At 50.0% G+C, this 26,910-nt stretch carries 34 protein-coding genes; 25 read left to right on the top strand and 9 right to left on the bottom strand.

The features are described 5' to 3' along the window. The first annotated feature begins 22 nt into the window (after positions 1-22). The 3 genes from METMI_RS0106160 to METMI_RS0106150 all read left to right on the top strand — a co-directional run bounded on the left by METMI_RS0106160 (position 23) and on the right by METMI_RS0106150 (position 2,489). Positions 23-1,627 (top strand): nitrite reductase, encoded by a 1,605-nt coding sequence (locus METMI_RS0106160; RefSeq protein WP_019865396.1) that lies wholly within the window; start codon positions 23-25, stop codon positions 1,625-1,627. Further along, the gene (locus METMI_RS0106155) at positions 1,624-1,926 is read left to right on the top strand and encodes a c-type cytochrome (protein ID WP_019865395.1); all 303 of its coding nucleotides are present in this window, start codon (positions 1,624-1,626) and stop codon (positions 1,924-1,926) included. The genes METMI_RS0106160 and METMI_RS0106155 overlap by 4 nt, the downstream gene beginning before the upstream one ends. Positions 1,927-2,174: 248 nt before the next feature. Continuing rightward, the gene (locus METMI_RS0106150; protein ID WP_019865394.1) at positions 2,175-2,489 is read left to right on the top strand and encodes a c-type cytochrome; all 315 of its coding nucleotides are present in this window, start codon (positions 2,175-2,177) and stop codon (positions 2,487-2,489) included. Positions 2,490-2,586: 97 nt separating this feature from the next. Here the strand turns inward: METMI_RS0106150 and METMI_RS26780 are convergent, their stop codons facing one another. Continuing rightward, positions 2,587-3,249 carry a PEP-CTERM sorting domain-containing protein gene (locus METMI_RS26780; protein ID WP_156829780.1) on the bottom strand — a complete coding sequence of 221 codons (663 nt, stop codon included), beginning with the start codon at positions 3,247-3,249 and terminating at the stop codon, positions 2,587-2,589. A 253-nt stretch (positions 3,250-3,502) separates the two neighbouring features. Here METMI_RS26780 and METMI_RS0106140 point away from each other — a divergent pair, with 253 nt between their 5' ends. From METMI_RS0106140 to METMI_RS0106095, 10 genes are all read left to right on the top strand, one after another. Continuing rightward, positions 3,503-4,021: a DUF2380 domain-containing protein gene (locus METMI_RS0106140; protein WP_019865392.1), complete on the top strand. Its 519-nt coding sequence runs from the start codon at positions 3,503-3,505 to the stop codon at positions 4,019-4,021. Positions 4,022-4,045: 24 nt separating this feature from the next. Continuing rightward, entirely contained in the window at positions 4,046-4,321 is a 276-nt protein-coding gene (locus METMI_RS0106135) for a UPF0175 family protein (protein WP_019865391.1), read from the top strand. Continuing rightward, complete coding sequence (locus tag METMI_RS0106130; protein WP_019865390.1) at positions 4,318-4,794, top strand: DUF3368 domain-containing protein; 477 nt, start codon at positions 4,318-4,320, stop codon at positions 4,792-4,794. The genes METMI_RS0106135 and METMI_RS0106130 overlap by 4 nt, the downstream gene beginning before the upstream one ends. A gap of 101 nt (positions 4,795-4,895) precedes the next feature. After that, complete coding sequence (locus METMI_RS0106125; protein WP_269634422.1) at positions 4,896-6,104, top strand: cytochrome D1 domain-containing protein; 1,209 nt, start codon at positions 4,896-4,898, stop codon at positions 6,102-6,104. 2 nt (positions 6,105-6,106) lie between these two features. After that, a complete protein-coding gene (locus METMI_RS0106120; protein ID WP_019865388.1) occupies positions 6,107-6,565 on the top strand; it encodes an Lrp/AsnC family transcriptional regulator in 459 nt (152 codons plus the stop codon). Then, entirely contained in the window at positions 6,558-7,058 is a 501-nt protein-coding gene (gene ahbB, locus METMI_RS0106115) for a siroheme decarboxylase subunit beta (protein WP_019865387.1), read from the top strand. Before METMI_RS0106120 ends, ahbB (METMI_RS0106115) begins: the two co-directional genes overlap by 8 nt. Positions 7,059-7,247: 189 nt before the next feature. Continuing rightward, positions 7,248-7,691 carry an AsnC family transcriptional regulator gene (locus METMI_RS0106110; protein WP_019865386.1) on the top strand — a complete coding sequence of 148 codons (444 nt, stop codon included), beginning with the start codon at positions 7,248-7,250 and terminating at the stop codon, positions 7,689-7,691. Position 7,692: 1 nt separating this feature from the next. Further along, positions 7,693-8,163: a siroheme decarboxylase subunit beta gene (gene ahbB, locus METMI_RS0106105; protein WP_019865385.1), complete on the top strand. Its 471-nt coding sequence runs from the start codon at positions 7,693-7,695 to the stop codon at positions 8,161-8,163. 82 nt (positions 8,164-8,245) lie between these two features. Continuing rightward, on the top strand, positions 8,246-8,494 hold the full coding sequence (locus METMI_RS0106100) for an AbrB/MazE/SpoVT family DNA-binding domain-containing protein (RefSeq protein WP_019865384.1): 249 nt from the start codon (positions 8,246-8,248) through the stop codon (positions 8,492-8,494). Further along, positions 8,491-8,892 carry a PIN domain-containing protein gene (locus METMI_RS0106095; RefSeq protein ID WP_019865383.1) on the top strand — a complete coding sequence of 134 codons (402 nt, stop codon included), beginning with the start codon at positions 8,491-8,493 and terminating at the stop codon, positions 8,890-8,892. The genes METMI_RS0106100 and METMI_RS0106095 overlap by 4 nt, the downstream gene beginning before the upstream one ends. 14 nt (positions 8,893-8,906) lie before the next feature. Here the strand turns inward: METMI_RS0106095 and METMI_RS23270 are convergent, their stop codons facing one another. Then, entirely contained in the window at positions 8,907-9,176 is a 270-nt protein-coding gene (locus METMI_RS23270) for a PIN domain-containing protein (RefSeq protein WP_019865382.1), read from the bottom strand. A gap of 103 nt (positions 9,177-9,279) precedes the next feature. Next, complete coding sequence (locus tag METMI_RS0106085) at positions 9,280-9,540, bottom strand: hypothetical protein (protein ID WP_029151510.1); 261 nt, start codon at positions 9,538-9,540, stop codon at positions 9,280-9,282. A gap of 87 nt (positions 9,541-9,627) precedes the next feature. On the opposite strand from METMI_RS0106085, the gene nirJ reads away from it, so the two are divergent. Next, positions 9,628-10,776 (top strand): heme d1 biosynthesis radical SAM protein NirJ, encoded by a 1,149-nt coding sequence (nirJ, locus tag METMI_RS0106080; protein ID WP_040572768.1) that lies wholly within the window; start codon positions 9,628-9,630, stop codon positions 10,774-10,776. Here the strand turns inward: nirJ and METMI_RS0106075 are convergent. Further along, positions 10,760-11,101, bottom strand: a complete 342-nt coding sequence (locus tag METMI_RS0106075) for a hypothetical protein (RefSeq protein ID WP_019865379.1) — start codon at positions 11,099-11,101, stop codon at positions 10,760-10,762. The genes nirJ and METMI_RS0106075 overlap by 17 nt on opposite strands. Positions 11,102-11,304: 203 nt before the next feature. Here METMI_RS0106075 and argS point away from each other — a divergent pair, with 203 nt between their 5' ends. From argS to radA, 5 genes are read left to right on the top strand one after another with little or no spacing between them, the layout of a single operon-like run. Then, positions 11,305-13,065, top strand: a complete 1,761-nt coding sequence (gene argS / locus METMI_RS0106070) for an arginine--tRNA ligase (protein WP_019865378.1) — start codon at positions 11,305-11,307, stop codon at positions 13,063-13,065. Between the two features lie 3 nt (positions 13,066-13,068). Further along, entirely contained in the window at positions 13,069-13,743 is a 675-nt protein-coding gene (locus METMI_RS23265; protein WP_019865377.1) for an SPOR domain-containing protein, read from the top strand. A gap of 2 nt (positions 13,744-13,745) precedes the next feature. After that, positions 13,746-14,201 (top strand): GNAT family N-acetyltransferase, encoded by a 456-nt coding sequence (locus tag METMI_RS23260; RefSeq protein ID WP_019865376.1) that lies wholly within the window; start codon positions 13,746-13,748, stop codon positions 14,199-14,201. A 28-nt stretch (positions 14,202-14,229) separates the two neighbouring features. Beyond that, positions 14,230-15,057: an NAD(P)-binding domain-containing protein gene (locus tag METMI_RS0106055; protein ID WP_029151508.1), complete on the top strand. Its 828-nt coding sequence runs from the start codon at positions 14,230-14,232 to the stop codon at positions 15,055-15,057. Further along, positions 15,054-16,433: a DNA repair protein RadA gene (radA, locus tag METMI_RS0106050; protein WP_019865374.1), complete on the top strand. Its 1,380-nt coding sequence runs from the start codon at positions 15,054-15,056 to the stop codon at positions 16,431-16,433. The genes METMI_RS0106055 and radA overlap by 4 nt, the downstream gene beginning before the upstream one ends. Here radA and METMI_RS0106045 read toward each other — a convergent pair. Together METMI_RS0106045 and METMI_RS0106040 are read right to left on the bottom strand one after the other, a co-directional pair. Beyond that, positions 16,430-17,071, bottom strand: a complete 642-nt coding sequence (locus METMI_RS0106045) for an FHA domain-containing protein (RefSeq protein ID WP_019865373.1) — start codon at positions 17,069-17,071, stop codon at positions 16,430-16,432. The genes radA and METMI_RS0106045 overlap by 4 nt on opposite strands. A 109-nt stretch (positions 17,072-17,180) precedes the next feature. Then, positions 17,181-18,389, bottom strand: coding sequence for an HlyC/CorC family transporter (locus tag METMI_RS0106040; RefSeq protein WP_019865372.1), 1,209 nt, complete (start codon positions 18,387-18,389; stop codon positions 17,181-17,183). Between the two features lie 286 nt (positions 18,390-18,675). Between METMI_RS0106040 and rpsF the strand changes: the two genes are divergently transcribed. The 6 genes from rpsF to METMI_RS0106010 all read left to right on the top strand — a co-directional run bounded on the left by rpsF (position 18,676) and on the right by METMI_RS0106010 (position 23,913). Then, complete coding sequence (gene rpsF / locus METMI_RS0106035) at positions 18,676-19,122, top strand: 30S ribosomal protein S6 (protein WP_019865371.1); 447 nt, start codon at positions 18,676-18,678, stop codon at positions 19,120-19,122. Between the two features lie 31 nt (positions 19,123-19,153). Continuing rightward, positions 19,154-19,378, top strand: coding sequence for a 30S ribosomal protein S18 (rpsR, locus tag METMI_RS0106030; protein ID WP_019865370.1), 225 nt, complete (start codon positions 19,154-19,156; stop codon positions 19,376-19,378). A gap of 16 nt (positions 19,379-19,394) precedes the next feature. After that, entirely contained in the window at positions 19,395-20,306 is a 912-nt protein-coding gene (locus tag METMI_RS0106025) for a YybS family protein (RefSeq protein WP_019865369.1), read from the top strand. 35 nt (positions 20,307-20,341) lie between these two features. Further along, positions 20,342-20,791: a 50S ribosomal protein L9 gene (gene rplI, locus METMI_RS0106020; RefSeq protein WP_019865368.1), complete on the top strand. Its 450-nt coding sequence runs from the start codon at positions 20,342-20,344 to the stop codon at positions 20,789-20,791. A gap of 326 nt (positions 20,792-21,117) precedes the next feature. Next, the gene (gene waaA, locus METMI_RS0106015) at positions 21,118-22,386 is read left to right on the top strand and encodes a lipid IV(A) 3-deoxy-D-manno-octulosonic acid transferase (protein ID WP_019865367.1); all 1,269 of its coding nucleotides are present in this window, start codon (positions 21,118-21,120) and stop codon (positions 22,384-22,386) included. Positions 22,387-22,527: 141 nt separating this feature from the next. Further along, a complete protein-coding gene (locus tag METMI_RS0106010; protein WP_019865366.1) occupies positions 22,528-23,913 on the top strand; it encodes an MFS transporter in 1,386 nt (461 codons plus the stop codon). A gap of 180 nt (positions 23,914-24,093) precedes the next feature. Here METMI_RS0106010 and METMI_RS0106005 read toward each other — a convergent pair whose 3' ends face one another. The 3 genes from METMI_RS0106005 to tmpT form a co-directional block, all read right to left on the bottom strand. After that, positions 24,094-25,119 (bottom strand): zinc-dependent alcohol dehydrogenase family protein, encoded by a 1,026-nt coding sequence (locus METMI_RS0106005; protein WP_019865365.1) that lies wholly within the window; start codon positions 25,117-25,119, stop codon positions 24,094-24,096. A 256-nt stretch (positions 25,120-25,375) separates the two neighbouring features. Next, positions 25,376-25,819 (bottom strand): host attachment protein, encoded by a 444-nt coding sequence (locus tag METMI_RS0105995; RefSeq protein ID WP_019865363.1) that lies wholly within the window; start codon positions 25,817-25,819, stop codon positions 25,376-25,378. A 416-nt stretch (positions 25,820-26,235) separates the two neighbouring features. Then, positions 26,236-26,880, bottom strand: coding sequence for a thiopurine S-methyltransferase (tmpT, locus tag METMI_RS0105990; protein ID WP_019865361.1), 645 nt, complete (start codon positions 26,878-26,880; stop codon positions 26,236-26,238). Positions 26,881-26,910 lie beyond the last annotated feature (30 nt).

The raw sequence follows: 26,910 nt of genomic DNA, 5'->3' as shown, positions 1-26,910 counted from the left end.
CCGATACCAACTGGAGTTCTTGATGATGAAAACACCGACCGCCTATACACGTTTGACCTTGTTAGCCGCAATTACTGCGGTCTTATTGCCTTTAAGCGCTGCCGCCAATGAAGCGGCATTCAATCCGCACCAACTATACGAAGACAATTGCGCCAGTTGCCACGGCTCCGACCACGGCGGTTACCTGGCCCCCGCGCTGAACGCCGATACCTTGAAAGGCCGCAGCCCCACCGCATTGCGTACCATCGTCATGGCGGGCAGTTTCGACACCTTAATGCCTCCGTTCTACGGCAAACTCACCGACGACGAGATTCGCGGGGTCATCAAGCACTTGCAAAGCACACCCAAATTGCCTAATCCGCCGTTCACCATTGACGATATGAAAGCATCGTTAAAAGTCTACGTGAGCGACGAAAGCAAACTGCCGGAAAAGCCCGCTTACGCCATCGACAACATGGATGACGTGATCGGCGTGGCAGCCCGCGGCAAATACGGGCGCGGTGAAGGCTCACGGGCGATTTTTATCAACAGCAAAACCCACCAAAAAATTGGCGAAGTGCCAACCGGAACTGCCGCGCACATCATCGACTACAACCCCGCTAACCCACGTTGGGCTTACGTCAAAACCGACACGGCGGAAATTTTTAAAGTCGATTTATACTCCATGCAAGCCGTCCGCAGCATCAAAACGGGCTGGAATGGCCCTGGCATGGGCGTATCACGCGACGGCAAATACATCATGGCGGGCTCCTTCGTGCCGCACAACGCCGTCATCCTGAACGCCGACACCTTAGAGCCATTAAAAACTTTTGAACTCGAAGGCATAGACCCTGACGGCAAACAAGTCTCGTCTGATTCCGGCATGATTATCGGCACGCCGTTCGCCGACATTTTCGCCATTGCGCTGGAAAACGCCGGACAAGTCTGGGTGGTGGATTTGACTGAGGGCTTCCCTGTCACCCGTATCACCGACGTGGGTCGCCATTTGCACGACGCGTTTTTGACACATGGCGGACAAAAACTGATGATCGCGTCTTACGATGACAGCATCGTCGCCGCCATTGATTTGAAAGAACGCAAAATCATCAAAAAACTCGAAGCGGGCTGTGTGCCACACGTTGGCGGTGGTTCAGCGGTTGTTGTTGATGGGCGTACTTTAGGTTTTGGCACCAACTTTGGCGATTGCGACAAAACCGTCGTCAGTGTTTGGGATTTGGACAAAATGGAAGTCGTTAAACAAGTGCCCGTCGCTGGCGGCACCGAATCGCCCGCCGCCCACGCCAACGCGCCGTATGTCGCCGTGGACATCATCAGCAAAGACCGCCGCGCCCGCACTATCCAATTGATTGACAAGAAAACCTTGGAAGTCGTCAAAACCCTCGATGTTGGCGGCCACGCGTACTTCCCTGAATACAGTGCGGATGGTAAGTTCCTGTACGTCAGCGCGGGCTACAACGGCGATGAAGTCGTGGTTTACGATTCCACCAGCTTGGAAAAAGTCGCTTCGGTCGGCATGGAAAGCCCAGCGGGAATTTTCTCGCACGGTCGCGTCCGCTACATGACCCGTGGCCTGTCGCCTGATGATTTGGCGGCGCGTGACGGTGGCTTGCCAGGAGCAAAAAAATGAACCGCTGGCTACTTTTAGCAGTGCTAAGCTTAGTGGCACACACCGCCCACGCCACCAGCATCTACGCCGGACAAGCACGGGCGGCGGCAGTGTGTTCACAATGCCACGGCATCCGCACCCCATCCAACGATTCGGTATTCCCTACCCTAGCCGGACGCGATGCCGATTACCTGAAAACTGCGCTAGAGCAATACCGCGACAAAACCCGAAAATCTGACATCATGAACTCCATTGCAGGTTCATTGACCGATGACGATATAGCCAATGTCGCGGCGTATTATGCCAAGTTGAAACCGTAACACCGCAAAGACTGCGCGTCCTAACGAGTCCTCAGTCAATATGAATGGTTGGTATTATTTGCGTAGGGGCGAGCGGTTGCTCGCCTGATGGCGTCGGGTTTCGGTACGGACCCTAAAAAAGGCGGACAACCGTCCGCCCCTACACGGTTTATTGACCCAACAAAAAATCATTGACTGAATAGCCCCTGTGGGTAAAGGGCGGGCAATCGTCATACAACCGTCAGGTTTCGACTATCACCAAAAAAATCATGATAAAAAAATTGCTGTTAACAGGCTGCTTAATTGCTACAAGCTTTATCCATGCCAGCCAGGCAGAACCAACCTCTGCACGGCAAACGGAACTGCATAACCTGCTTAAAAATGATTGCGGAGCTTGTCATGGCCTAACCTTGCAAGGCGGCATGGGGCCAGCGTTATTGCCAGAAAAACTCGCCGGAAAACCGGACGAATTATTGGTGACGACGATTTTGGAAGGGCGGAAAGGCACGGCAATGCCGCCCTGGAAACCGTTTATGAATCGGGATGAGGTGGTTTGGTTGGTTGGGGTTTTGCGGAATCGGTAGGCTGGGGTGAGGTACGAACCTCAGCCTACGAGCTGAGGCGTTGAAAATGTTTACTGTCATTTCCATGCTGGGGCGTGGAAATGATGAAAAGAACTTATTAATTTCTCGTCCGACGGGAAGCTAACCGAAATGCGCCCATGCCAATGGCAAACAGGGCCAATTCGCTTGGTTCAGGAACCGAGCTTGATCCTGACACGTCCGCAACAATGTTATCGAGGTATTGGTAAGGTGTGGTTCCCGCGCCGATAGTAAAATGGCGGGTCATGAGAATTTTAAATTCATGTGTGCCTGCGGTTATCGCTGTACTGAATGCCAATGAATTACGAAGTATTGCACTTGAACTGATAGAACCAAGATTAATGCTATTTAAAAGTACGTTGTCCAACAATACGCTAAAAGTCCCTGCGTGGTTATTGCCTCCTGTAAAAAAGTCTTGCACCGAGATATCGAAAGCACCGCTAAATGTTCCGGTTGTACTGGAGAAGTTTTGGAAAATACCGCCACCTTCTTCCGCTCCTGAAACAAAAGAATTTTGACCAACTTGAAAGCGGGCTGCATTGGATGCGCCGCTTCCTGTAACATCAAAGGAAGTAACTGTGGGAGAGCCAATTGTGCCATTTGCAGTAGTAGTGAACGTTGTCCACCCGCTTAGGTCGCCTGTTGAGAAATCGCCATTAGTGATTAAGGTGGCACTTACCGAAGCTGATGTTACTAACAGTAAAAATCCTAGGCTAGTTAATATGCGTTTTTTTGTATTCATTTAGAATAATCCCCCCAAACCTTTAATAAATTAGAGTCAAATTGTTAATAATTAAAACGAAGCTGATTTTTGATGATAGCGTATTAGGGTGAAAATTAAAATTGAATTTATATTGGTTTTCCTTAGCAGGACGGGGTTTGAAGCCTCGTCCTTAAAGTTTCAACATGCGCACATGTTCTAAAATTGTTACGAAACGGGTTACAAACCCGTTCCGGCAAGTGAGCAAGTGAATACAAACTACACCACCATAATAATGAAAACCGCCTATTTCCTGCTATTAATGGCCTTGTCAATCGCCCCAAGCCAAGCCGAAACCCGCATTGCGGTGTTGGATTTTGAGCTGAACGACTTGACCATGAAGCCGCGCATCCCAGAAGAAATGGCGCGGACAGCCGGCATCAAACCGTTGCTGGAAAGGGAATTGCAAAGCGCGGGCTACCACATCATTCCGGTGGCGGCAGAAAAGCAACAACGAGCGGCCAGCGGTTTTGGTTATTTGTTTGACCATGACGAGGTGGTGGCGGAATTGGGTAAAAGCGCCGGGGCGGATTATGTGTTGGTTGGTCGCTTGCATAAACCCAGTTTTTTGTTTGCGTACCTGATGGGGCATTTAGTTAGGGTGAAAGACGGACGTTTGGTTGGCAATTACATTTCCGAATCCAAAGGCGGCGATAAGAAATTGACACGCAAAGCCGTTGAAAGCCTGACGGTGAAAATTGATGCCGATTTGGATAAACGCTATGCCCCACCGCCACCTGGGCAAAGCCATTAAACATCCTCACACACGGAAAAAGCCATGCTGGAAAAAACCATTGATATTTCCTTCCCTATCAACGAAAACATTTTGTTTTCATTAAAAGAGAGCCAGGAACAATTCACCCAAAACTTGCGTTTTTTATCCGCATTGATGCTGTATAGAAAGCGGCGTTTATCTCTAGGTAAAGCTGCCGAATTGGCGGGCTTTTCCAAGCTTGATTTTATTGAAAAACTAAAAATTGAGCAGGAAGCAATTTTTGATTACAACGAGATGGAAATGGACGAAATTTTTGCCGATGTCCAAAAATTGCCATGAAAGTGGTCGCCAATACCACCCCAATTATTTCCTTGGCAGCTATTGGCCGGTTGGATATTTTGGAGAAACTATTTGGACAAATCATCATTGCCGAAGCTGTTTACCAAGAGATAAAAGCCAAAAAAAACCATGCTTATCAAGAAATTGACAGCCATTTTATTCTCGTGCAGACCATTCAAGGCCATTTATACAAGGATTTGTTACTAAGCCAACTTGATCTGGGCGAGGCTGAAACGATTATTTTAGCGAAAGAAATTAACGCTGATTTTGTCATCATTGATGAAAATCTGGGTTATCAATTCGCCAACAGCGTTGGTTTGACGACCATCCGTACCTTGTCAATACTGCTTAAAGCAAAAGAGCAAGGCGAGATTGTTGCCATAAAACCTTTACTGGATGACATGATTGCAAAAGGCCGCTGGTATTCCACATCCGTTTACCGTGCTTTTTTAACGCGCATTGGTGAATTGTAAAGCCGAATAAAAACTAACTTGAATAATTCAGAATCATGAACAAATTATTACTGGCTTCAAATAATGTAGGTTGGGCTGACGATAGGAAGCCCAACAAACTAATGTTGAAAATGTTGTACCCTCTAGGGCATAAAGGCTTCCTATCGTCAGCCCAACCTACGATTCTTGCGTTAATGCTATCTTTCAATGTGCTAGCCGAACCCCGCGCCACGGGCGACTTAGGCTTAATCATCGAACGCGAAGACAGCACGGCCTTGATTATCAACACCACCGAACACAAGCAACTGGCAAAAATCACTGGCTTAGGCGATTTGTCACACGCTACGGTCGTGTTTTCGCGTGACCAACGCTATGCCTATGTGTTCGGGCGCGATGGCGGTTTGAGCAAAATCGATTTGCTGCAAGACCAACTCGCCAAACGTATCGTGCAAGCGGGCAACAGCATCGGCGGGGCGATTTCACAAGACGGCAAATTGATCGCCGTGTCCAATTACGAACCGGGCGGTGTGAAAGTGTTCGCTGCTGACACTTTAGAATTAGTCGCCGATATTCCCGCCGAATATGCGCCCGGCAAACGTTCTAAAGTGGTTGGTTTGGTCGATGCACCAGGGCAAAAATTTGTCTTTAGCCTGTTTGATGCCGGAGAAATTTGGACGCTGGACATGAAAAACCCGCAAAAGCCCGCCATCGCAAAATTCAAGAACATCGGTAAAGAACCGTATGACGCGCTGATGTCGCCGGAAGGGCGTTTTTACATCGCCGGATTGTTTGGCGAAAGCGGCTTGGCTTTGCTGGATTTGTGGGACACTGCCGCTGGCGTGAAGCGCATCTTGCCGACGTATGGCAAAGATGACGACAAATTGCCCGTGTACAAAATGCCGCATCTGGAAGGCTGGGCAATGGCGGGCGATTTGCTGTTTGCACCCGCGATAGGCAAGCATGAGGTGTTGGTCATCAACAAGCGCGATTGGACGTTATTGAAAGCCATTCCCGTGCTTGGTCAGCCTGTGTTTGTCATGGCGCGGCCTGATGCCCGGCAAGTGTGGGTCAATTTCGCCATGCCGGACAACAACCACTTGCAAATCATTGATGTGAAAGACTTGGCGGTCACGAACATGCTCACGCCCGGCAAAGCCGTGTTGCACATGGAATTTACCCCACGCGGCGAACAGGTTTGGGTGGCGTTGCGCGATGACAATCAAGTGGTAGTGTATGACACGGCGACCTTGCAAGAAGCCGCGCCGCGTTTAGCCGCCCAACATCCGAACGGGATTTTTTTCAGCTCACGGGCGCATAAAATTGGTTTTTGATCATGCTGACGGATTTGCATAAACACTTGTTAAATGATTTCCAACGTGATTTCCCGTTGTCGCCCACGCCTTACCGCGACATTGCCGACACGCTGGGCGTGACGGAAACCGACGTGCTGGCCGCGTTGGCAGAATTGAATGAGCAACAATTCATCAGCCGGATTGGCGCGGTGATCCCGCCCAACCAAATCGGCGCGAGCATGTTGGTGGCAATGGCTGTACCAGAAAACGAATTACAGAGGGTCGCGGACCAAATCAGCGCATTTCCTGAGGTCAACCATAATTATGAACGTGAGCATCGCTTTAATGTGTGGTTTGTCGCTGTCGCCGCTACCGTCCAACAATTGCAGGCCGTTATTGAACGCATCGAACAACAAACAGGTTATGCCGCTTTGCGGCTACCGTTGGTGGACGATTTTTTCATTGATTTAGGTTTTAAATTGGATTTACAACATGCTTGAAGCACGGGATTTGGCGGTATTGGCGCAAGTATCGGCGGGCTTGCCTTTGTGTCCGCGTCCTTACGCGCAAATCGGTATGGAACTAGGCATGGACGAGGCGGAAGTCATCAGCCGTGTCACGGCATTGAAAGCCCAAGGCTTGATTAAACGCTTAGGTGTCATCGTCAAACACCGCCCGCTAGGCTATCGCGCCAATGCGATGGTAGTTTGGGATGTGCCTGATGAATTGATTAAGGAATTGGGTATGTACATCAGCCATTTCAGTTTTGTGAACCTGTGTTACCAACGCCCCAGACAGCCGGAATGGCCTTATAACCTGTACTGTATGATCCACGGCAAAGACCGCGCCACGGTGCTGGCGCAATTGGAGCAGCTTAACGAAGCGTGCAGTTTGGCGCGTTACGGGCGGCAGATTTTGTTTAGCCGCCGCTGTTTTAAGCAGCGCGGGGCGGTTTATCAAGCGATGCCAATGGCGGTTGTTGCCAATGGGTAGGATGGGCTGACGTAAGGAAGCCCATCAAAATGTATAAAAAACGATGGGCATCCCTTCGTTCAGCCCATCCTACCTTGCTGTTCGTATAAATACCGTAGCGGCGAGCGGCTGCTCGCTGACAAGCTTTAAGGATTCCAACTGCTAAAAAAGGCGAGCAGCCGCTCGCCCCTACAACATCCGTGTAACAAAATGGACGATACCGACCGCCTGATTATCAATACCTTACAAACGGGCTTCCCGATTTGTGATGCGCCGTATAACAAAGTAGCGGAATCCTTAAGTCTCAGCGAAAGCGACTTATTGGCGCGTCTGCAAGCCTTATTGGCGAACGGCACGCTGACCCGTTTTGGGCCGCTGTACAACGCCGAGCAAATGGGCGGCGCATTAACGTTAGCAGCGGTAAAAATTCCTGCCGAACGTTTTGATGAAGTGACTGAGATCATAAACGCCTTCCCCGAAGTCGCGCACAATTATGCGCGTAGCCATGAATTGAACATGTGGTTTGTGTTGGCGACGGAAACGCCGGAACAACAACAGCACACCATCAACGCGATTGAACAGCAAACAGGCTTGACCGTTTACAACATGCCTAAATTGAAAGAATATTTTGTCAACCTAAGATTGGAAGCCTGACATGGACGACACCGACCGCCGTATCATGCACGCCACCCAAGCGGGTTTGCCGCTCACGCCCGAGCCTTATCAAACCCTAGCCGAACAATTGGGTTTAACTAAAGAAGAAATTATGCAGCGCATGGCGGCGATGCAAACCAGCGGCATTATCCGCCGCATCGGCGCCGTGCCTAACCATTACCAACTCGGCTACCGCTTTAACGGCATGACGGTGTGGGATGTACCGGACGATAAAATTGACGGACTAGGCCAACAAGTCGGGCAACTGCCGTTCGTCAGCCATTGCTACCACCGTCCACGGCATCTGCCCGCTTGGCCTTACAACTTGTTTGCGATGGTGCATGGCAAAACGCAAGAAGAGGCGGATGGGCAAATCATGCAGATCGCGGAGGTGTTGGGTGAATATTGTCGCGGCAGGGATGTGTTGTATAGCACGAAAATATTGAAGAAGACGGGGTTTCGTAGCGCGTAATATAACGCTTCACCGACATTGACCTACCAAAGATTAATCCTTACCATTACGCCTTACTCAAATAAAAAAGTAAGGAATTGTCATGCAACAAACGACGCTCACCAGCAAAGGCCAAGTCACCATTCCGAAAAAAGTCAGGGATGCCTTAGGTTTACATTTTGGCGACAAAATTGAATTTGTCATGACCGACAAAAATGAAGTGTTGCTACGCCCGATCACTAAAAAAGTGGATGACGTGTTTGGCTTGCTCTTTCAGGCCAACAGAAAACCCGTGTCGGTCGAAGAAATGGACGCGGCGATCCGGCAAAAAATGCAGGACGGCTTCAAATGATGGCGTTGGACACCAACGTGTTAATACGCTTTCTGCTTAAAGACGATGAACCACAAGCCCAACAGGTTTACCAGCTCTTTAAGCAAACCGAAGCAAAACAAGCCGTTTTGTTTGTGCCTTTGTTGGTTGTTCTGGAAACGATTTGGGTGTTGCAATCGGCCTATGGCATAGCCGATGCCGCCATCTTAGCCACGTTGGGAGAATTGTTGCTAATGCCCGTCCTAAGGTTTGAAAAGCCTTCGGTCATCCAAGGCCTTATTGCTTCAGGACGGGATAGCAACTTTGATCTGGCTGATTTGTTAATCGCTTATTCGGCAACCTCTGCGAATTGTGATGGGGTTTATACTTTTGATAAAAAGGCGGCGAAATTTAAGTATTTTGAGCGGTTGGCGCTTTAGTATTTTGCTTTAGCTTAATTCGCTGGACTGTATTGATCCAAAATTAAGCCAGGCACAACACTAAAATGTTTGATATTGCCCGTACACAGCACTTCATCTTTCGCCAATGCTGTAGCCGCAATCAAAGCATCGGCCATTTCCATGCTATGGCTGAGGGCATATTGTTTGACCAGTTGGCGGGCTTGGTAGGAAATGTCCGCGTCGATTTCGTGGATGGTAACAGATAAGGCTTTGAGCATTTTTTCAAAAATAACCAGTTCCTGTTTGTTGCGGCAAAAAGGCACCTATTCCAAATAGGTTACGGCTGAAATGGCGCGTTGTGGCGTATTCATAAGCAAATCTCTGGCGGACGCTACGCCCTGGTCTGCATAAATGAAGATATTGGTGTCAAAGATCACGCAAACCCCGGCGATTGGAACGGATGGCCCGCAATTCATCTTCAACCGTATCAATGGAAGCATCACGGTGCATCCCAAAAAAATCTGCCATAGCAACTTCTTGAGCCTTAATATCAACCGCTGTAGGCAATGCCGGATGCACAACACCTAAAATGCGCCCGTGATAAGTGATTTCGACCTTCTCGCCGCGTTTAAGGGCGTCCACCAGTGCTTTATGTTTGGATTGTAATTGCGACGTTGTCAATTGCATGGCTATAAAAATAGTTATTTTAAAGTAGTTATATTTTAGCTACTACTTTGTTGTTCCGCCAGTTTATAAAAACCATAACAAATCATCATGTTCCGACTCAGCCAATACATGCGTGAACTCATCGCGCCCACGCCCTTAAAACCCACGCGCAAACCTGCCGCGCCTGTGGTGATTTGGAACCTGATCCGCCGCTGCAACCTTACTTGCAAACACTGCTACACCACCTCCGCCGATGTGGATTTTCCGGGTGAATTGACCACACCGGAAATTTACACGGTCATGGACGACCTGAAAGCCTTCAAAGTCCCCGTACTGATTTTGTCCGGCGGCGAACCGTTGCTGCATCCTGATATTTTTAACATTTCCCGACGCGCCAAAGACATGGGCTTTTATGTGGCCTTGTCGAGCAACGGCACGAAAATATCCCAAGACAATATCCAGCAAATTGCCGAGCTTAATTACCAATACATCGGTGTCAGTTTGGATGGCATAAAAGGCACGCATGATGAATTTAGGCGGGTCAAAGGCTCGTTTGACGAAGCGATGCGCGGTATCCATTTGTGTTTGGATAAAGGCATCAAAGTCGGCATCCGCTTTACGCTCACAGAAGACAATTACCAGGACTTTCCGGTGTTGTTAGCGTTGATGGACGAGCATGACATCGACAAATTTTACCTGTCACATTTGAATTACGGCGGACGCGGCAACCGCAACCGCAAAGATGACGCGCATTTTGACCGCACCCGCACGGCGATGGACTTGATGTTTGAAACCTGTCACCAGTGGCTCAGCGAAGGCAAGGACAGGGAATTTGTCACGGGCAATAACGATGCCGATGCCGTGTATTTTTTGCATTGGGTACGCCGCCGCTTCCCTGAACAAGCCGATCATATCCAAGCCAAATTGGCGCAATGGGGCGGCAATTCGTCGGGCGTGAATGTCGCTAATATCGACAATCTTGGCAATGTCCATCCCGATACTTTTTGGTGGCACTATCACTTAGGCAATGTCAAAAAACGCCCGTTTTCAGAGATTTGGATGGATGTGTCCGACCCGGTGATGGCGGGGCTTAAGCAAATCCCACGGCCTTTGGAAGGGCGTTGTGGCGATTGCCATTACCAAGCCATTTGTAATGGCAACACGCGGGTTAGGGCGATGCAGACTTCCGGCAATGTTTGGGCGGAAGATCCGGGTTGTTACCTAACTGATGAAGAAATCACTATTTCAACTTATTGAAATGCCGCAGTATCACGCCAATAATCACTACCGGAACCACCAAGGCGGTCGGTTCCCACAAACCCATCGTCACTAAAACCAGCTGGTTGACCAGCAACACCAGCGCATACACCCACGCCGCCCAACGGCGCAAAAACCATAAGCCGCCAATACACACTAAGCTTATTAAGGCGGCGGCACCAAAATACACCGCATATGCCAGACCCAATTGCTTGACCATCGGCGAGAGCAAGACATTGAGCATTTGGATCGCGTTAATCAGGCCGATGATGCAAATGGCGGTGATGGCAAGCGGTTTGGTGGGGTTAAGGTGGGATTCGGTCATGGTCATCTCCTTGTCTGAGTTTTTTTTAAATGGGATTTTTCCTGAAAACAGCTGTTGTGGCAAGCGCTCCCTTGTTGCGGTTGGCAAGCAGTTTATCCAGTGTTTAGCAGGCATAGGGTTAATGCCCGAGCAGTGTTGATGGATAATCAGCTGATTTTCGTGGATAATGGGCGCATTATTTGATTTAACCGTGCAGCGTGGCAATGAAACAAAAGATAGAGGAACTGATCCGGCAAGCCGTCAATACCCTGAAAAACCAAGGTGATTTAGCGCAGGACATCGCGCCCCAAATCGTCATTGAACGTACCCGTGATGCACAACACGGTGATTTTGCTTCTAATCTTGCCCTGATGCTGGCCAAGCCCGCCAAAGCCAATCCCCGGCAACTCGCCGAAAAAATCATCGCCGCCTTACCTGAAGATGCCGCCATCACTAAAGTCGAGTTGGCGGGCCCTGGCTTCATCAATTTTTTCGTCAATCCCAATGCCCAATACCAAATCATCAAGCAAATCCATGAGCAAGGCCCTGGCTTTGGCTTAAGCCAAATCGGCGTAGGTAAAAAAGTCCAAGTCGAATTCGTTTCCGCCAATCCTACCGGCCCATTGCATGTGGGTCACGGACGTGGTGCGGCTTATGGTTCGGTGCTGGCGGATTTGCTGGCGGCGGTGGGTTTTGAGGTGCATCGGGAATATTATGTCAATGATGCGGGCCGGCAAATGGACATTTTGGCGACCAGTATTTGGCTGCGCTATTTGGAGGAATGCGGTGAAGTGTTGCCGTTTCCGAGCAATGCCTATCGTGGCGATTATGTCCGCGACATCGCCCGGGACATCCATCAAAACGCGGGCAATGATTACCGGCGTCCCGCCGCGTTGGTGCAAGAGGAAATCCCCGCCGACGAACCGCAAGGCGGCGATAAGGAAGCGCATATTGATGCCTTGATCGCCCGGGCAAAAACTTTGCTTGGCGGCAATTTGTACCGCGATTTTTTCCAAATCGGCCTGAACAATATCCTGGGCGACATCAAAGACGATTTGCATGAGTTTGGCGTTGACTACCAGCAATGGTTTTCCGAACGGCAATTGATGGATGACGGGTCAGTTGAAAAAGCGTTGGACCGGCTGCGGGCCGGCAATCATTTGTATGAAAAAGACGGTGCGCTTTGGTTCGCCTCCAGCCAGTTAGGCGACGAAAAAGACCGGGTGGTGGTGCGTGAAAATGGCCAATACACGTATTTTGCCTCTGACATTGCTTATCATCACAATAAGCTGGAACGCGGTTTTGACCAGGTTATTGATATTTGGGGCGCAGACCATCACGGTTATATCCCACGGGTCAGGGCGGCCATTTTGGCTTTGGGTGCGGATGCCGAAAAACTGAAGGTGTTATTGGTGCAGTTTGCGACGCTGTACCGTGGTGAAGAGAAAGTGCAAATGTCCACACGCTCCGGCGAGTTTGTCACCTTGCGGCAATTGCGCAACGAAGTCGGTAAAGATGCGGCACGGTTTTTTTATGTGATGCGCCGCTCCGAACAGCACATGGATTTTGATTTGCAACTGGCAACCTCCAGAAGCAATGAAAATCCGGTGTTTTATGTCCAATACGCTTATGCGCGGGTGTGCAGCGTGTTGCGGCAACTGGATGAAAAAGGTTGGCAGCGCGACATTGATTTAGGCATGGACAACTTGCCACAATTGGTGGAAAGCCATGAACTTGCCTTGCTTGCCACATTGGCACGCTACCCCGAAATGTTGGCGAAAGCGGCGTTACAGTATGAGCCACATCAGATAGTGATGTATGTCCGCGAACTGGCGATGGATTTCCACACTTATTACAATGCCCATCCGTTTCTGGTTGAAGATGCCGTGCTGCGCAACGCGCGGCTGAATCTGGTTTGTGCCGTCAAGCAAGTGCTGGCAAACGGCTTGCGCCTTTTAAATATCACCTCCCCCGAAGTCATGTGATGTATGGCCAGAGATTACAAACACCGGGTCACCAGTAAAAAGAAAACTAAACCTAGGCAGGTTGTCGGCACCTGGCAGTGGATGTCAGTTGCCGCTTTGGTTTTGGCTTTTATCCTGTTTTTGATTTACTTGCGGATTACCGCGCCTGATGAAAATGTCAGTCCTGATCCTAAGGAAGCCGCCACTAAACCGGATAAATCAGGCACTCAGGCTAACGCCAAAAAAGCTGAGTCTGCCAGTGCTGACAAAAAAGCCGAGCCGGCCAAACCCAAAGCCCCCCACTTTGAGTTTTATACCGTTTTACCGGACAAAGAAAAAATCGTCCCTGATTATGAAATCAAAACCCGTGAACGCGAAGAACGTATTGGTAAAGCCAAAGAAGCCAAATACATCATGCAGGTCGGTTCTTTTAAAACCTTTAAGGAAGCCGACCAATTACGGGCGAAACTGGCGTTGATGGGAATCGCGTCAAAAGTGGATAAGGCAAAAATTGATGGCGTCCCTTTACATCGCGTCAAGTTGGGGCCTTTTACGCAGATGAAAAGCGTTAACGACATACGGTTACGCTTAAAGTCTATGGGCGCGAATGTGATTGTCACCGAAATTGCGGCGCCCAAGCCGGTTGTCGTACAGCCTATCAAGCAACCCCGTCAACGCGATCCTAAGCCTAGCCAATAGTTGTGACAAGCATTATCGTACGCCAAGCGGTACTGTCAGACCTTGCGGCATTGGCGGTTTTATTTGATGGTTATCGCCAGTTTTATGGCCGTCCAAGCGATGTCGATGCCGCAAAAGAATTTTTGGCGGCACGTTTTGACCATGGTGAATCTGTCTTGTTTATTGCCTTTGAAGAAGGCGTCCCTGTCGGTTTTACGCAACTTTATCCCAGTTTTTCTTCCGTTTCGCTCGCCCGGACTTTCATCCTCAATGATCTTTTCGTTGTTGGTCATGCGCGAAGAAAAGGTGTTGCCTCCCAGCTAATCTCCGCCGCCGTTGACTTTGCCCGCACATTAGGCGCAGCCCGTCTCTCGCTAGCGACGGCAATAGGCAATGAAATAGCCCAATCTCTGTATCAAGCGATTGGGTGGCAGCGTGATGGGCAGTTTTTCGTCTATCATTTTGCTATTCCGGTATAAACCTTTATTTGATGTGGCCGAACTAATTATGGCATCTGTTCTAATCATCGGCTGTGGCGCTATGGGTACTGGCTTGGCAATGGCTTTAGGCGCACAAGGCCATATTGTGACAGGGTTAAAACGAAATCCTCCAAAGGGCGGATCTGGCATTAATTATCTGGCCGCTGACATAACCTCGCCAGAATCCATAAAAACCCTCAATTTAGCCGTTGACGTGGTTTTTTTCATCGTTTCCGCTGACGGGCGTACGGAACAAAGTTACCGGGACATTTACGGGTACGGCTTACAGAATATGCAGGCAAAATTTCCCAGGCAGCCGTGGTTTTTCGTGTCATCGACCAGTGTTTACGGACAAACACAAGGCGAATGGGTTGACGAAGGCTCGCTTGCGGAGCCTGAAGCGGTCACTGGCCAACTCATCCGCCAAGCCGAGCGGCGTGTGCTGGCGTTAAATCCTGATAATGTCGTTATCCGGTTTTCGGGCATTTACGGGCCAGGCCGTGGGCATTTATTGCGTATGGCAGGCCAAGCGCCTAGCATCCAGAAAACCCCGCCGTATTTCACTAACCGTATCCATCAACTGGACTGTATTGGTGTCCTGGCTTTTTTATTACAAAAACGCTTGGATGGTTCTTGCTTGCAACCCTGCTATTTGGCCAGCGACGACGATCCTGCGCCGATGTGGGATGTCATTTCCTGGTTGGCGGAAAAACAGGGTTGCGCCCCTCCGGTTATAAAAATAGTCGGGCAGGACGCCATTAGCAATAAGCGTTGCCGCAACCAACGCTTGAAAGACTTGGGTTACCAGTTCCATTATGCTAGCTATAAAGATGGGTATGGCGAATTAATCCTATGAGCAAAAAAATCAAAACGGCTTTTGTGTGCAGTGAATGCGGTGCCGATTTTCCGCGCTGGGGAGGGCAATGCACGAGTTGCGGCGAATGGAACACCATTAAGGAAGTGCGCTTAGGTACGGCGGCGAATGACCGCAGCAGCCGTGTGGCCGGTTATGCTGGCAGCTTGTCGGAAGTGAAGCTCTTGTCCGAGGTCAATTTATTGCAGGCCGAGAGAATTTTGACCGGCATATCGGAATTTGACCGGGTGCTTGGCGGCGGTATCGTCTTGGGTAGCGTGGTGCTGATTGGCGGCGCACCTGGAGCCGGTAAGAGCACCTTGTTGTTACAGGCCATTGCCAATATTGCCGACCGCAATATCAGCGTGCTGTATGTGTCCGGTGAGGAATCCTTGCAGCAAATCGCCGAGCGGGCGCAGCGGTTGAGGCTGCCCGCCAGCAATATCATGATGGTGGCCGAAACCTCCGTGCAACGGATTTGCGATGTCATGGACAGCATCAAGCCGCAGATTTTGGTGATTGATTCGATCCAGGTCATGCACACCCAAGATGCCGATTCTGCACCGGGTTCGGTGTCGCAAGTGCGCGAATCGGCAAGTTACCTGACCCAATATGCCAAAAAAAATCAAGTCAGCATTTTCATGGTCGGGCATGTCACCAAAGACCAATCTTTGGCGGGGCCGATGACCTTAAGCCATATTGTCGATACCCAAGTGATGTTGGGATCCACCGATGATGCCCGTTACCGGGTGTTGCGGGCGGATAAGAACCGTTTTGGCAGTGTTGGTGAGCTGGGCTTTTTTGCGATGGACAGTTCCGGGCTAAAGGAAGTCAAAAACCCTTCGGCGATGTTTCTTAACCGTGCGGAAATACCTGCATCCGGTAGCGTGGTCACGGTGTTATGGGAAGGCACCCGCCCGTTGTTGGTGGAAATCCAGGCCTTGGTGACTGACTGCCAATACGGGAACCCGCGCCGTTTGGCGGTAGGTTTCGATCAGAACCGGCTGGCGATGTTATTGGCGGTGTTGGCGCGGCATGGCAATATTATGACGGCCCAAGATGAAATTTATGCCAATGTCGTGGGCGGCATCAAGGTGACTGAAACGGGGTCAGATTTGGCGATAGTGATGAGCGTGGTGTCCAGCTTAAAAAACAAGGTGATTCCGCAGGATGTGCTGTTTTTTGGTGAGATTGGTTTGAGCGGGGAAATCCGGCCTGTGGCCAATGGCCATGCGCGGCTTAATGATGCCGCCAAACATGGTTTTAAAAAGGCGGTGGTTCCTAAAGCGAATGCGCCCAAACATAAGCTTGCCGATTTGCGCGTTTATCCGGTGGCCACGTTGGCTGAGGCGCTGGATATTCTGGCGGATTTGGGTTAGCTCAGAAAAAACTGCAAGGAGGTGCCGTTGATGACAATGACGTCATTGTTGTTTAGCTTGATGTTGCTGTCTGCAAAAGGCAGGTCATTCACTTTTAAGGTGCCTTTGTTTTCCAGGGCGGAGATGTAATAAGCGTCTTTCCTTTTTGAAATGACCACTACGCCGCTACCCGCATTACCAAGGCGGGTCATGGATTTTTTTATAGGCAAAACTTTGCCGATATTAATCCCGTTTAAAACTTGCAGGTTAGCGGGGGGCAAGGTCGCTTCCTCTTCCATATCAAAGGTTGCGGGCGTTTTGTTGTAATCGAAATTCTCGTCTTTGGGGTGCGCCGCTTCAGGATCGGCAGATTCGGTGACACTGTAGACAATGTCGTGCTTGCCTATGGTTATGGTGTCATTATGGTTCAGCTCGCATTCTTTGACTTTTTGGCCATTGACAATCAATGGGAAATTTTCATTTAATTGTTTAATGGAGCTGACATTTCCACGGTTAATGATCGCCGCATGGGCAGGAGCGACTGCGAGGCTGTCAATAGTCAAGTCGTTGGTTTCATCACGACCAATATGGACAACACCTTTTTCAAACAAATAGGAGTCGATTGCTTTATATTTAAAAAAAACAGTGAGCTTAGCCATAGATTGGTTTTTTTAGCTTTTAAACAGGTTTTAATTATAGACGTTATTTTTTTAGATACTAAAAAAAACTCAATCTTAAATGGCTAAAACGTCACTGTTTTGATAAATATTAGGGTTTGGGCAAAAATTTGACGAGCTTCACCGCATTTTTATTGCGTTTTATGACTTCCAGATAGTAACCGTGTAAGTCGATGCTGGTGCCGGGTTCCGGGATGGTTTCCACGATTTCAATAATAAGGCCATTAAGCGTTTTTGGCCCTTCGGTGGGCAAAGACCATTGGGTGAGCCGGTTTAGCTCCCTAATGGTGATGCCCGCGTCGACTAAATAGCTGCCATCGCTTTGCAGTTGTGCGGGGGTGGCTTCATCCGTGATCAGCTCGCCGACGATTTCCTGTAACAAGTCGTCTAAGGTGACCAGCCCCTGCACATCCCCGTATTCATCAACGACCAAGCCTATGCGCGTTTTTTCGTTTTTAAAACTGAGCATTTGTGTATGCACGGGAGTGCTTTCAGGAATGAACACCGGTTTGCTTACCAAGTTGATGATGGATTGTTTGTCAAAATGGGCATGGTTGACCTCGACTAACACTTTCCGTAGATGTAAAAAACCAATTATCCGGTCGATGCTTTTTTTGTAAACAGCCAATTGGGTATGGGGGCTAGCTTTAATTTGCCCGATGATTTCTTCGAGCGGGTCTTCCAGGTCTATGCCGACAATTTCATTCCTAGGCGTCATGATGTCTTCAACGGTTGCCGATTCCAAGTCAAGTATGCCCAGCAACATTTTTTGATAACGCGGTGGCATGAGGCTTTCGGCTTCCGTGATAATGCTTTTTAATTCATCGCTATTAAGCGAGTCAGGACTGTTCTTGTTCACATCAACGCCTACGATACGCAGCAACAGGTTGACGAACAGGTTGACGAACCAGACGACGGGGTAAAATATTTTTAGCAACGGCTCATAAATCCAGGCGGCAGGGAAGGCTAGCAGTTCAGGTTTGATGGCCGCCAGTGTTTTCGGTGACACTTCTGAAAAAACCAGCATGACAATCGTTAGGATGCCCGCCCCGATGGCTATGCTGGATTCGTCTTGGGGGAACAGGCGGATGGCGAGGACTGTGGTGATGGAGGCGGCAAAAGTATTGACGAAATTGTTGCAGAGTAGGATCAGGCCGATAAGGCGGTCGGGCCGTTGCAGTAATTTATGGGTCTTAATCGCGCCGGGATTTTTTAGCTTGACCTGGTGCCTTAAGCGATAACGGTTAAGGGACATTAAAGAGGTTTCCGATCCGGCGAAGAAGGCGGAAAGGATGAGCATAAGTGCAAGTATGCCAAATAGCATACTCAGGGGCATTTCGTTCAAAGATGGTACTCTTTAGTTGTTAAAACCGTTTTAGTTTCTACTATGCAGATTTTTTGTCAAGCCTCAATGTCATCATGGTTAATCATTGCCCCTCCATTTTCAGAGTCGTTTAGTATCAATGGTATAGATAATGCTTTGATGAAAGTGGAAAAAACTTTATAATGCGCGGTTCCACGGAGCAATAAGCTCCTCCTTGCTTTACCCTTACCAAAAGGGAAGGCTTTAACCGAAAGGAAAAATAATGCGACATTATGAAATTATCTTTTTAGTTCACCCTGACCAAAGCGCCCAGGTCCCCGCGATGATTGAGCGTTATAAGTCAACCATTGAAGCGGCGGCCGGAAAAATCCACAGGCTCGAAGATTGGGGACGCAGGCATTTGGCTTACCCTATCAAAAAAATCCACAAAGCCCATTATGTGCTGATGAATGTTGAGTGCGACCAGCCAACATTGGAAGAGCTGGAAAGCGGTTTTCGTTTTAACGATGCCATTTTACGGAGCATGACCCTGTTGCAAAAGCATGCGGAGACCGAGCCTTCGCCGATCGCTATCGCAACAGCTGAAGGGAACAAGCAAGCTGAAACTAAGGCCAAAGACTTGGCCGCCAAGGAAGCGGCGGTGACGGATGAGCTGGATATGGATGACATTGACGAAGAGTTCGATGCTAACGAAAGCATTCCTGAATAAACATTAACCATTTATATTTAAGAGAATTACCATGGCTCGTAACATCAGACGCAAAAAAGTCACCCGTTCCTCAGAAAACGGTGTCCAGGTCGATTATAAAGATCTGGATTTGTTAAGCGATTACATTACTGAAACCGGCAAAATCGTCCCTAGCCGCATCACCGGAACCACTGCCAAATATCAACGCGAATTGTGTGTGGCGATCAAGCGTGCGCGTTTTATTGCTTTGCTGCCTTTCTGCGACGCACACAAATAACCGGTAAGGTCGGGCGATGAATTTTTTGGCGGCATACATCATGAAAGGAAGGTTGCAGGCCATGATGGTGGCCTCTTCCTTGGCCTTGTTGTCGCTGATGTTCCCGCCCGTTAGTATCGTAAGTTCAGCCTCGGTGGCTTTGGTCACATTAAGGCTAGGGGCAATTGAAGGCTTGTATGTTTTGGGTTGCTCCAGTTTGGCGGCGGGTTTGCTGGGCTGGCTGTTGTTGGGGCATTTCCAGTTTGCCTTGATGTATGTGATGGTGCTTTGGCTGCCCGTTTGGCTGATTGCAATCGTCCTGCGCGAAGGCCGGCATTTGTCATTGGCGGTGGAAATCGCCATATTCCTCGGTGTGCTGGCTGTTGTGGGGGCTTATCTGTACAACCCTGACCTGGCGGCAATGTGGAATGCCTTGTTTGTGCAAATGATGCCTGCCAATTTGCCTGCTGATGCGTCCCTTGATGATTTTAAGAAGGCGGCGAATGTCTGGGCGCATTATATGACAGGTGTGGTCGCCGCCGGTTCTGTGTTTGGTTTGCTGTTTGGCCTTTTTTTGGGGCGCTGGTGGCAGGCTAATCTCTATAACCCTGGTGGCTTTAAAACCGAATATCTGTCATTGGGCATGCCGCCGCGCTTGGCCATAGGCACACTGGCTGTCATGGCGACCGCAATGGCGGTCACTGGCGTGGTGTCGGAAGCGGCTTGGAATATCACTATCCTGCTAATCGCCCTGTACAGCGTGATCGGGACTGCGGTCATGCATACCCTATTTGCTGGCATGAAACTGGCCCGTTTTACTGTGCCAATGCTATACATCACCTTGTTTTTGATACCCCACGCCATTTTATTGGTGGCGGTGGTGGGCTGGGTCGATGCGTGGTTTAACTTACGAAAATATCAATCTACACATAATACGCCGAAAGCGTAAATAATGGGTTAACCCCCACTGACGAGGATTAAAAGATGGAAGTCATTCTTCTTGAAAAAGTAGCGAACCTAGGTAACCTGGGCGATAAAGTCAACATTAGGTCTGGCTACGGCAGAAATTACCTGATCCCACAAGGTAAAGCCGTCCCTGCCACCAACAGCAAGATCGCTGAATTTGAAGCACGCCGCGCCGAACTTGAAAAAGCCGCTGCGGAAAGGCTGGTTGCCGCACAAGCGCGTGCGGACGCCCTCAGCAAACTGGAAATCATTATCGCCCACAAAGCGGGTGACGAAGGCAGGTTGTTCGGTTCTATCGGCACACATAATATTGCCGAAGCGATTTGTGCGGCGGGCATTGTTGTCGGCAAACACGAAATCCGCTTGCCACACGGCGCAATCCGCCATATCGGTGAATTTGACATCGACATCATGGTGCATTCCGATGTCGTTGTGACCGTCGCCATTAAAGTTGTCGCTGAAGCCTAGGCCCCACTGAGGTGCATTTGCAGTAGAGACTGTGAAAGAATTATTTTATGTCCACGAAAATCACGAAAAAACACGAAAGTGTAAAACCAGATTAAATATAACTTATTGAAAGTTATTATTTAATTGTTTTGTGTTTTTCGTGTTTTTTGTGGATAATCATTAATTCTTAGAGCATTTTGCAATACTTTCACAGTCTCAGTAGCATAATGCGCCTCAACCTGCGGATCTGCCATGTTATTCCGCGACAGGTTGCTAGCTAAATTGGGTTAACGCCATAAAACCAGTCTTGTACGATGGTCAACCTAGTTCATTGGGCTACTGTTTTTATGCGTATCCTTTACACCGTCCTGTTTTACCTGCTGGTGCCCTTTATTTTGTTGCGCTTATGGTGGCGGGGCATTAAAGCCCCTGAGTACCGCCGCCGTTGGCATGAGCGGTTCGCCTTTTATTCGCAACGTTATCCCAATCCGGTGATCTGGTTCCATGCCGTTTCGGTTGGCGAAGCCGAATCCTTGTTCCCGCTGATTAAACGCCTACAACACGCTTACCCCCAAGAACACCTGCTGATCACCACCACCACCCCGACCGGATCGGCGCGGGTGAAAGCCGTGCTGCAAAACACGGTCAGCCATGTTTACCTACCTTATGATTTACCGGATGCCCTGCACCGCTTCACGCGCTGTTTTAAACCTAAGCTGGCGGTCATTATGGAAACGGAAATCTGGCCGAATCTCTACGCCCATTGTGGCAAACAACAAATCCCCCTGTACCTCATAAACGCCCGGTTGTCTGAACGTTCGGCGCGTTCTTACCGGCGCATACCGTGCTTAGTCCATCCCGCCTTGGCGCAGGTCAAACACATAGGCACACAAACCCCTGAAGACGCCCAACGTTTTGCCGCCATCGGTGCCCGTAACCCGGTCACCACAATGGGCAATATCAAATTTGATGTGGAAATTGCCAAAGATACCTCCGAAAATGGCTTGCAGCTAAAAGCCGGCTTATTTTCCGGACGCTTTGTTTGGCTGCTGGCTAGCACCCATAAAGGTGAAGAGGCTTTATTTTTGCCGCTTTACCGGCAGTTAAAGGAGCAGATCCCTGAATTATTGTTGCTGATAGCCCCCCGCCATCCTGAGCGCTTCGAGGAGGTCAAACAATTAAGCAGGCAGCAGCAACTGGATTGCGTCACCCGCACTTCCGGCATGGCTTGCAAGAAGGGCGCTGATGTCTATTTGCTGGATACCCTGGGTGAATTGAAATTGTTTTATGCCGCCGCCGATGTGGCTTTTGTCGGTGGCAGCATGGTGCCAACTGGCGGCCACAATGTCTTGGAGGCGGCTGCGGTGGGTGTGCCCGTATTGTTCGGCCCGTACATGGCGAATTTTAAGGCCATAGCTGCAGGTATCTTAAAACAAGATGCCGCGATCCAATGTCTGACGCTAGGCTCCGTACGCCAAACCATCCTAACGTTGTATGCAGACCCTGCTTTCAGGACGGCGTTGATTGCCAAAGGCCAAGCCTTTGTCCAAGCTAACCAGGGGGCGACCACCCGCGTTTTTGATTTGTTAAAAGAAGCGTTGGCCCAAACGCCATAAACAGGGGTTAACATTTTCTATTAAAACCAAATAAAAAGCCCCGTCCCACGCTTGCTATTGCCCAAGACGGCGGCAACCCCTATCATGTGCCGCTAGCCCGACCCTAAACAACTCAACATCCCTGCTAAGGAGAAACCCGTTTTGAATACCGTGCAAGACATCACTAGCCCCATGACGCCTTCAGAACGCTATGCAACGCTGTCGCTGGCGGGTATTTATGCCCTGCGGATGCTGGGTTTGTTTATGATTCTGCCGGTGCTGTCATTGTTTGCCCAGCAACTGGAAGGCTCCACGCCTGCCTTGCTAGGTTTGGCGATGAGCATATACGGCTTGCCGCAAGTGCTGTTACAAATCCCCTTTGGCTTGCTGTCCGACCGTTTTGGCCGCAAAAAAGTGATTATTTTGGGCTTGCTGCTGTTTTTTGTCGGTAGCGTCATTGCTGCGCTGTCGACCAGCATTTACGGCGTTTTGGTAGGCCGCGCATTCCAAGGGGCGGGCGCGATTTCGTCAGCGGTGATGGCCTTGGTCGCCGATTTGACCCAAGAAGTCCACCGTACCAAAGCCATGGCGACCATCGGCATCAGCATTGGTTTGTCGTTTGGGGTCGGCATCGTCGCCGGCCCCATCCTATCCGGTTTTGGGGGCGTACAAACGGTCTTTTGGGCTACGGCAGGCCTCACCGTGCTGGCGATGGCGACACTCGTGTGGGTCGTCCCTAATCCTGGCCGCCCCAGGTTGCACCGTGATGCGGAATTCGTTCCTGGGCAAATGTTGGACGCCTTGAAAAACCCGGATTTGTTAAGGCTGGATTATGGGATATTTATCCTGCACATGATCTTAATGGCGATTTTCGTGGTAGTGCCTACCGACATGCGTGCCGCCGGTTTACCCAAAGGCAATGAATGGATGGTGTATTTGCCGGTCTTTGTGCTGTCCATGGGGCTTGCCGTGCCGTTCATCATCCTGGCGGAGAAAAAACGCAAGATGAAGCCAGTGTTCTTGGGTGCAATCGCCGTGATTGCCTTGGCGGAATTGGGTTTATCGCAGGCAGGGCCGAACCTGTACACGATCATCGGTGGCCTGGGCGTGTTCTTTTGTGGCTTTAACTTGCTGGAAGCGACATTGCCGTCGCTGGTGTCAAAAACAGCCCCCGCCGATTTAAAAGGCACGGCAATGGGCGCGTATTCCAGTTGCCAATTTATGGGCTTGTTTATCGGCGGGCTGGTGGGTGGTTGGTTTAAGGGGGAGTATGGCGAAACCGCCGTGTTCCTGTTTTGCGCCGCCGCCGCCTTGAGCTGGTTCCTGGTCGCCATGCGCATGAACCCGCCACGCTATCTCGCCAATATGCTGGTTTCCTTGATGGCTATGGATGAAGAAAAAGCCAATGAAATGGCTGAAAAAATGCTGGCGATCAACGGTGTGGCGGAAGTGACATTAAATTTCGCGGATGCGGTGGCGTATCTTAAAGTTGATAACCAACAGCTGGATAAAACGCAGTTGCAGGGTTTGTTGGCGCAGTACAGCTAGCTTAAATAAAAAACTATTGGGTAGTGCGTTTTCCCTTTTATTGACGTTGGTAGGCCTGGGGTTGTCTCTGGAAAAGGGCGGGTTGGTTATGGGAAGAAGGCGTTTAAGGATAGGACGCCGCCCGCCATTTTAGGCGTGTCCCTGGTGGGTTGCCCAGTGGCAAGGCATTGCCCACGCCAACTACCCTATTTTCAAAACCTTGGCGCCCCGGATCGGGCCGTCCTTTAATGCCATCAACGCTTCGTTGGCTTGTTCCAAGCTAAATTCCTGGATTTCTGGCTTAAGCCCCATGTCCGCCGCCAAGCTTAAAAATTCGGTGACATCGGCCTGGGTGATGTTGGCGACACTTTTTATTTCCTTTTCCTGCCACAGATGTTGCGGATAATCCAAATCCAGCAAACTTTGCTTGCCGCCCTCCTTGCGGATCGCGTTGATCACCAACCTGCCACCGGATTCCAGGTTCGCCAGGGCCTCGACGATGGGTTGCCAGGCGGGCGTGGTGTCGATGATGCTGTCCAGCTTATGCGGCGCCCGCTCCGCAGTGCCGCCCGCCCATACCGCGCCCAGTTCAAGGGCAAATTGCCTTTCCACGGCGCTGCGGGCAAACACATAAACGTCAGTGTCCGGATAACGGTGTTTCACCATTTTCAGCACCAAATGCGCGGATGCGCCAAACCCCGTCAAGCCAAGGCGTTGCCCGTCCTTGAGCCCGGTCAGCCGTAATGAGCGGTAACCGATAGCCCCGGCGCATAGCAAAGGTGCGGCTTCCACATCGGAAAATATATCCGGGATGGTGTACGCGAAACCTCTGGCAACCGTCATGTACTGGGCATAGCCGCCATTGGCATCCCGCCCGGTTGCCTGGAATTCAGGGCAGAGGTTTTGCATTCCTGCCAGGCAGAATTTACAGCGCCCGCAAGCGGAAAATATCCAGGCGACACCCATCCTGTCGCCGATGCCAACGTCGCTGACCTGCTTGCCTATGGCTTCTACCCTGCCGATGACTTGATGCCCCAGAATGATAGGCAAGCGTGGCGGTGGTGTCCGGCCTTCAATTTCATCCAGTTCGGTGTGGCAAACCCCACAGCTTGACACTTTAAGCAGGATGCCGTCTGCATCGGGAACCGGGACGGGGATTTCCATAAGTTCCAGCGGGGTTGGGTTCTCCTTGAGGTTGCAGGGCTTGTTCAATACCATGGCTTTCATTAGAGGCTGCTCCTATCCGTTTAAGGTGATGGTGGTGCCGATAATGGGTCAGGCGGCCAACCAAAAGAAGGCCGGTATGGGTGAGGCTATCGGATATGGGGCAATTGAAACATTGATGATGTTTCGGAGGCGACGGGCCGGACGTTTTTGGGCCCGATTAAGTGTGGATATTGCCACATTAAAACCCATCTGGTGAGTTTGGTTGACGGGTTTTGCTTTATGCTCCACCCGTCTTTGGGGCCGGATAAAACGGCAATCAATGGCCCGGCAAATAGTCGGGGAGATGTTTGCGGATATCCGCCGCACTTTCCATTGTGATATTTTTATCGAGTTCGAAACTGACTTGCTTTTTCACTTGTTCCGGTAAGCAATGGCGCAGTAAGCCCAGAAAAGACGGCTCCGCAATAATCAGCAATTGGGCAAATTGCTTGTCGTTGTATGCGGCTTCCAGATGTCGGGCTATTTGGTGGGCAAAATTGTCGGATTCATGTTGTTTGGGATCGGTGGGTTGTTCAAAAGCATGTCCGCCACCGTCAGAACTTTTAATCTTTCCTGGCAGGTCAGAAGTCATTTCCCGGTCATGTAAACGGCCTTCCAGATGGGCCAAGCCTTCGATTTCTTCTAAAGCAGAGGAGGGCGTGTCGGCAGTAAAGATGCGTGCACGGCTGTTATCAGCAACGAGTATCCAAGTTGATTTCATAAGTTTCTCCGGAACAGGTTCAGTTTAATGAAGGCTTGATATGTTCTAAGTGCCAGTCAAGCCATTGGTTTTTATATCCATTTAAGTGGGTGCTAGTCATCGGTTTATTCGGGTCACGGCAATCCGGCCATTATTTTAGTGTTTGGCGGCTGTTTGAGGCCGCCAGAGCTTGGAAACTGCCGTCCGTGTATTCTACGCGCCGTGATGGGTCGATAAAAGGGCTTCATCGTCCAAGTTATAAATCTGGGCTGGAGAAGGTATGGATGGGATGTGTTGGGGTTACGGGTTCCCAAATGCCATTTTAGGAATCCGGATTGTTTGTCCGCTTCATTATTGGCGGCGCGGTCTTCTTTTTGTATATGCACCCATCAGCGAACCCCCCTTATAAGTTTCAGGTAGTCCCGTCAATGCCCAAGCTATTTATTGGCTTTTTGGAGCAACCAAGCGGTTTCCGTGGCTGCAACGCCCCCCTTGAATCCGCCCGTGAGGTTCTGGCTTTCAACAGCTTTCAATTGATAAATATCACCATAATGTTGCTTCACTTCATCCCCGCTAACGGAAAACGGCGGGCCATCCATCAACCCTTGGTCGTATTGGTAAGTAACCAGCAATTGCGGTGCGCTGCCAGTTATGTCCATCAGGTGTGACGTATATGGCCCTCGTATGCCAGCAGGCAAGGCAACTAACGCCGCGCGGTCATATATCGCGTTGACGGGCCCCAAATATTCAGCAGACACGGCAAAAATATCACCCACGAAAATGTCGATAGAGTTGGCACGGTAGCGGGCCAATTCTCCAACTGGGGATATTTCTGGCTCTAAGCCAAGGTCATTAAACAAATCCTGAATGGCGAGTTCGCTCAATTCTGCGCCAACCACCCGATAACCCTTAGCAAGCAACCAGGCAAAATCCCGCGTCTTGCCACACAAGGGCAAAAAGACACGGCTGCCTTGCGGCAGTTTTAATTGTCCAAAATGGGCGGCTAGAAACGGGTTCGCCTCACTTTGATGAAAACCAATCTCACCGCGTTCCCATTTTTGATGCCAAAAATTAGCGTCCATATTTACTCCTTACCGTTTTAAAAATGAATA

Origin of the sequence: Methylovulum miyakonense HT12 (genome assembly GCF_000384075.1) — a bacterium.
Taxonomy (GTDB): domain Bacteria; phylum Pseudomonadota; class Gammaproteobacteria; order Methylococcales; family Methylomonadaceae; genus Methylovulum; species Methylovulum miyakonense.
Note: the sequence above shows the minus strand (reverse complement) of the source record. Positions and strands in the feature narration are given on the sequence as shown.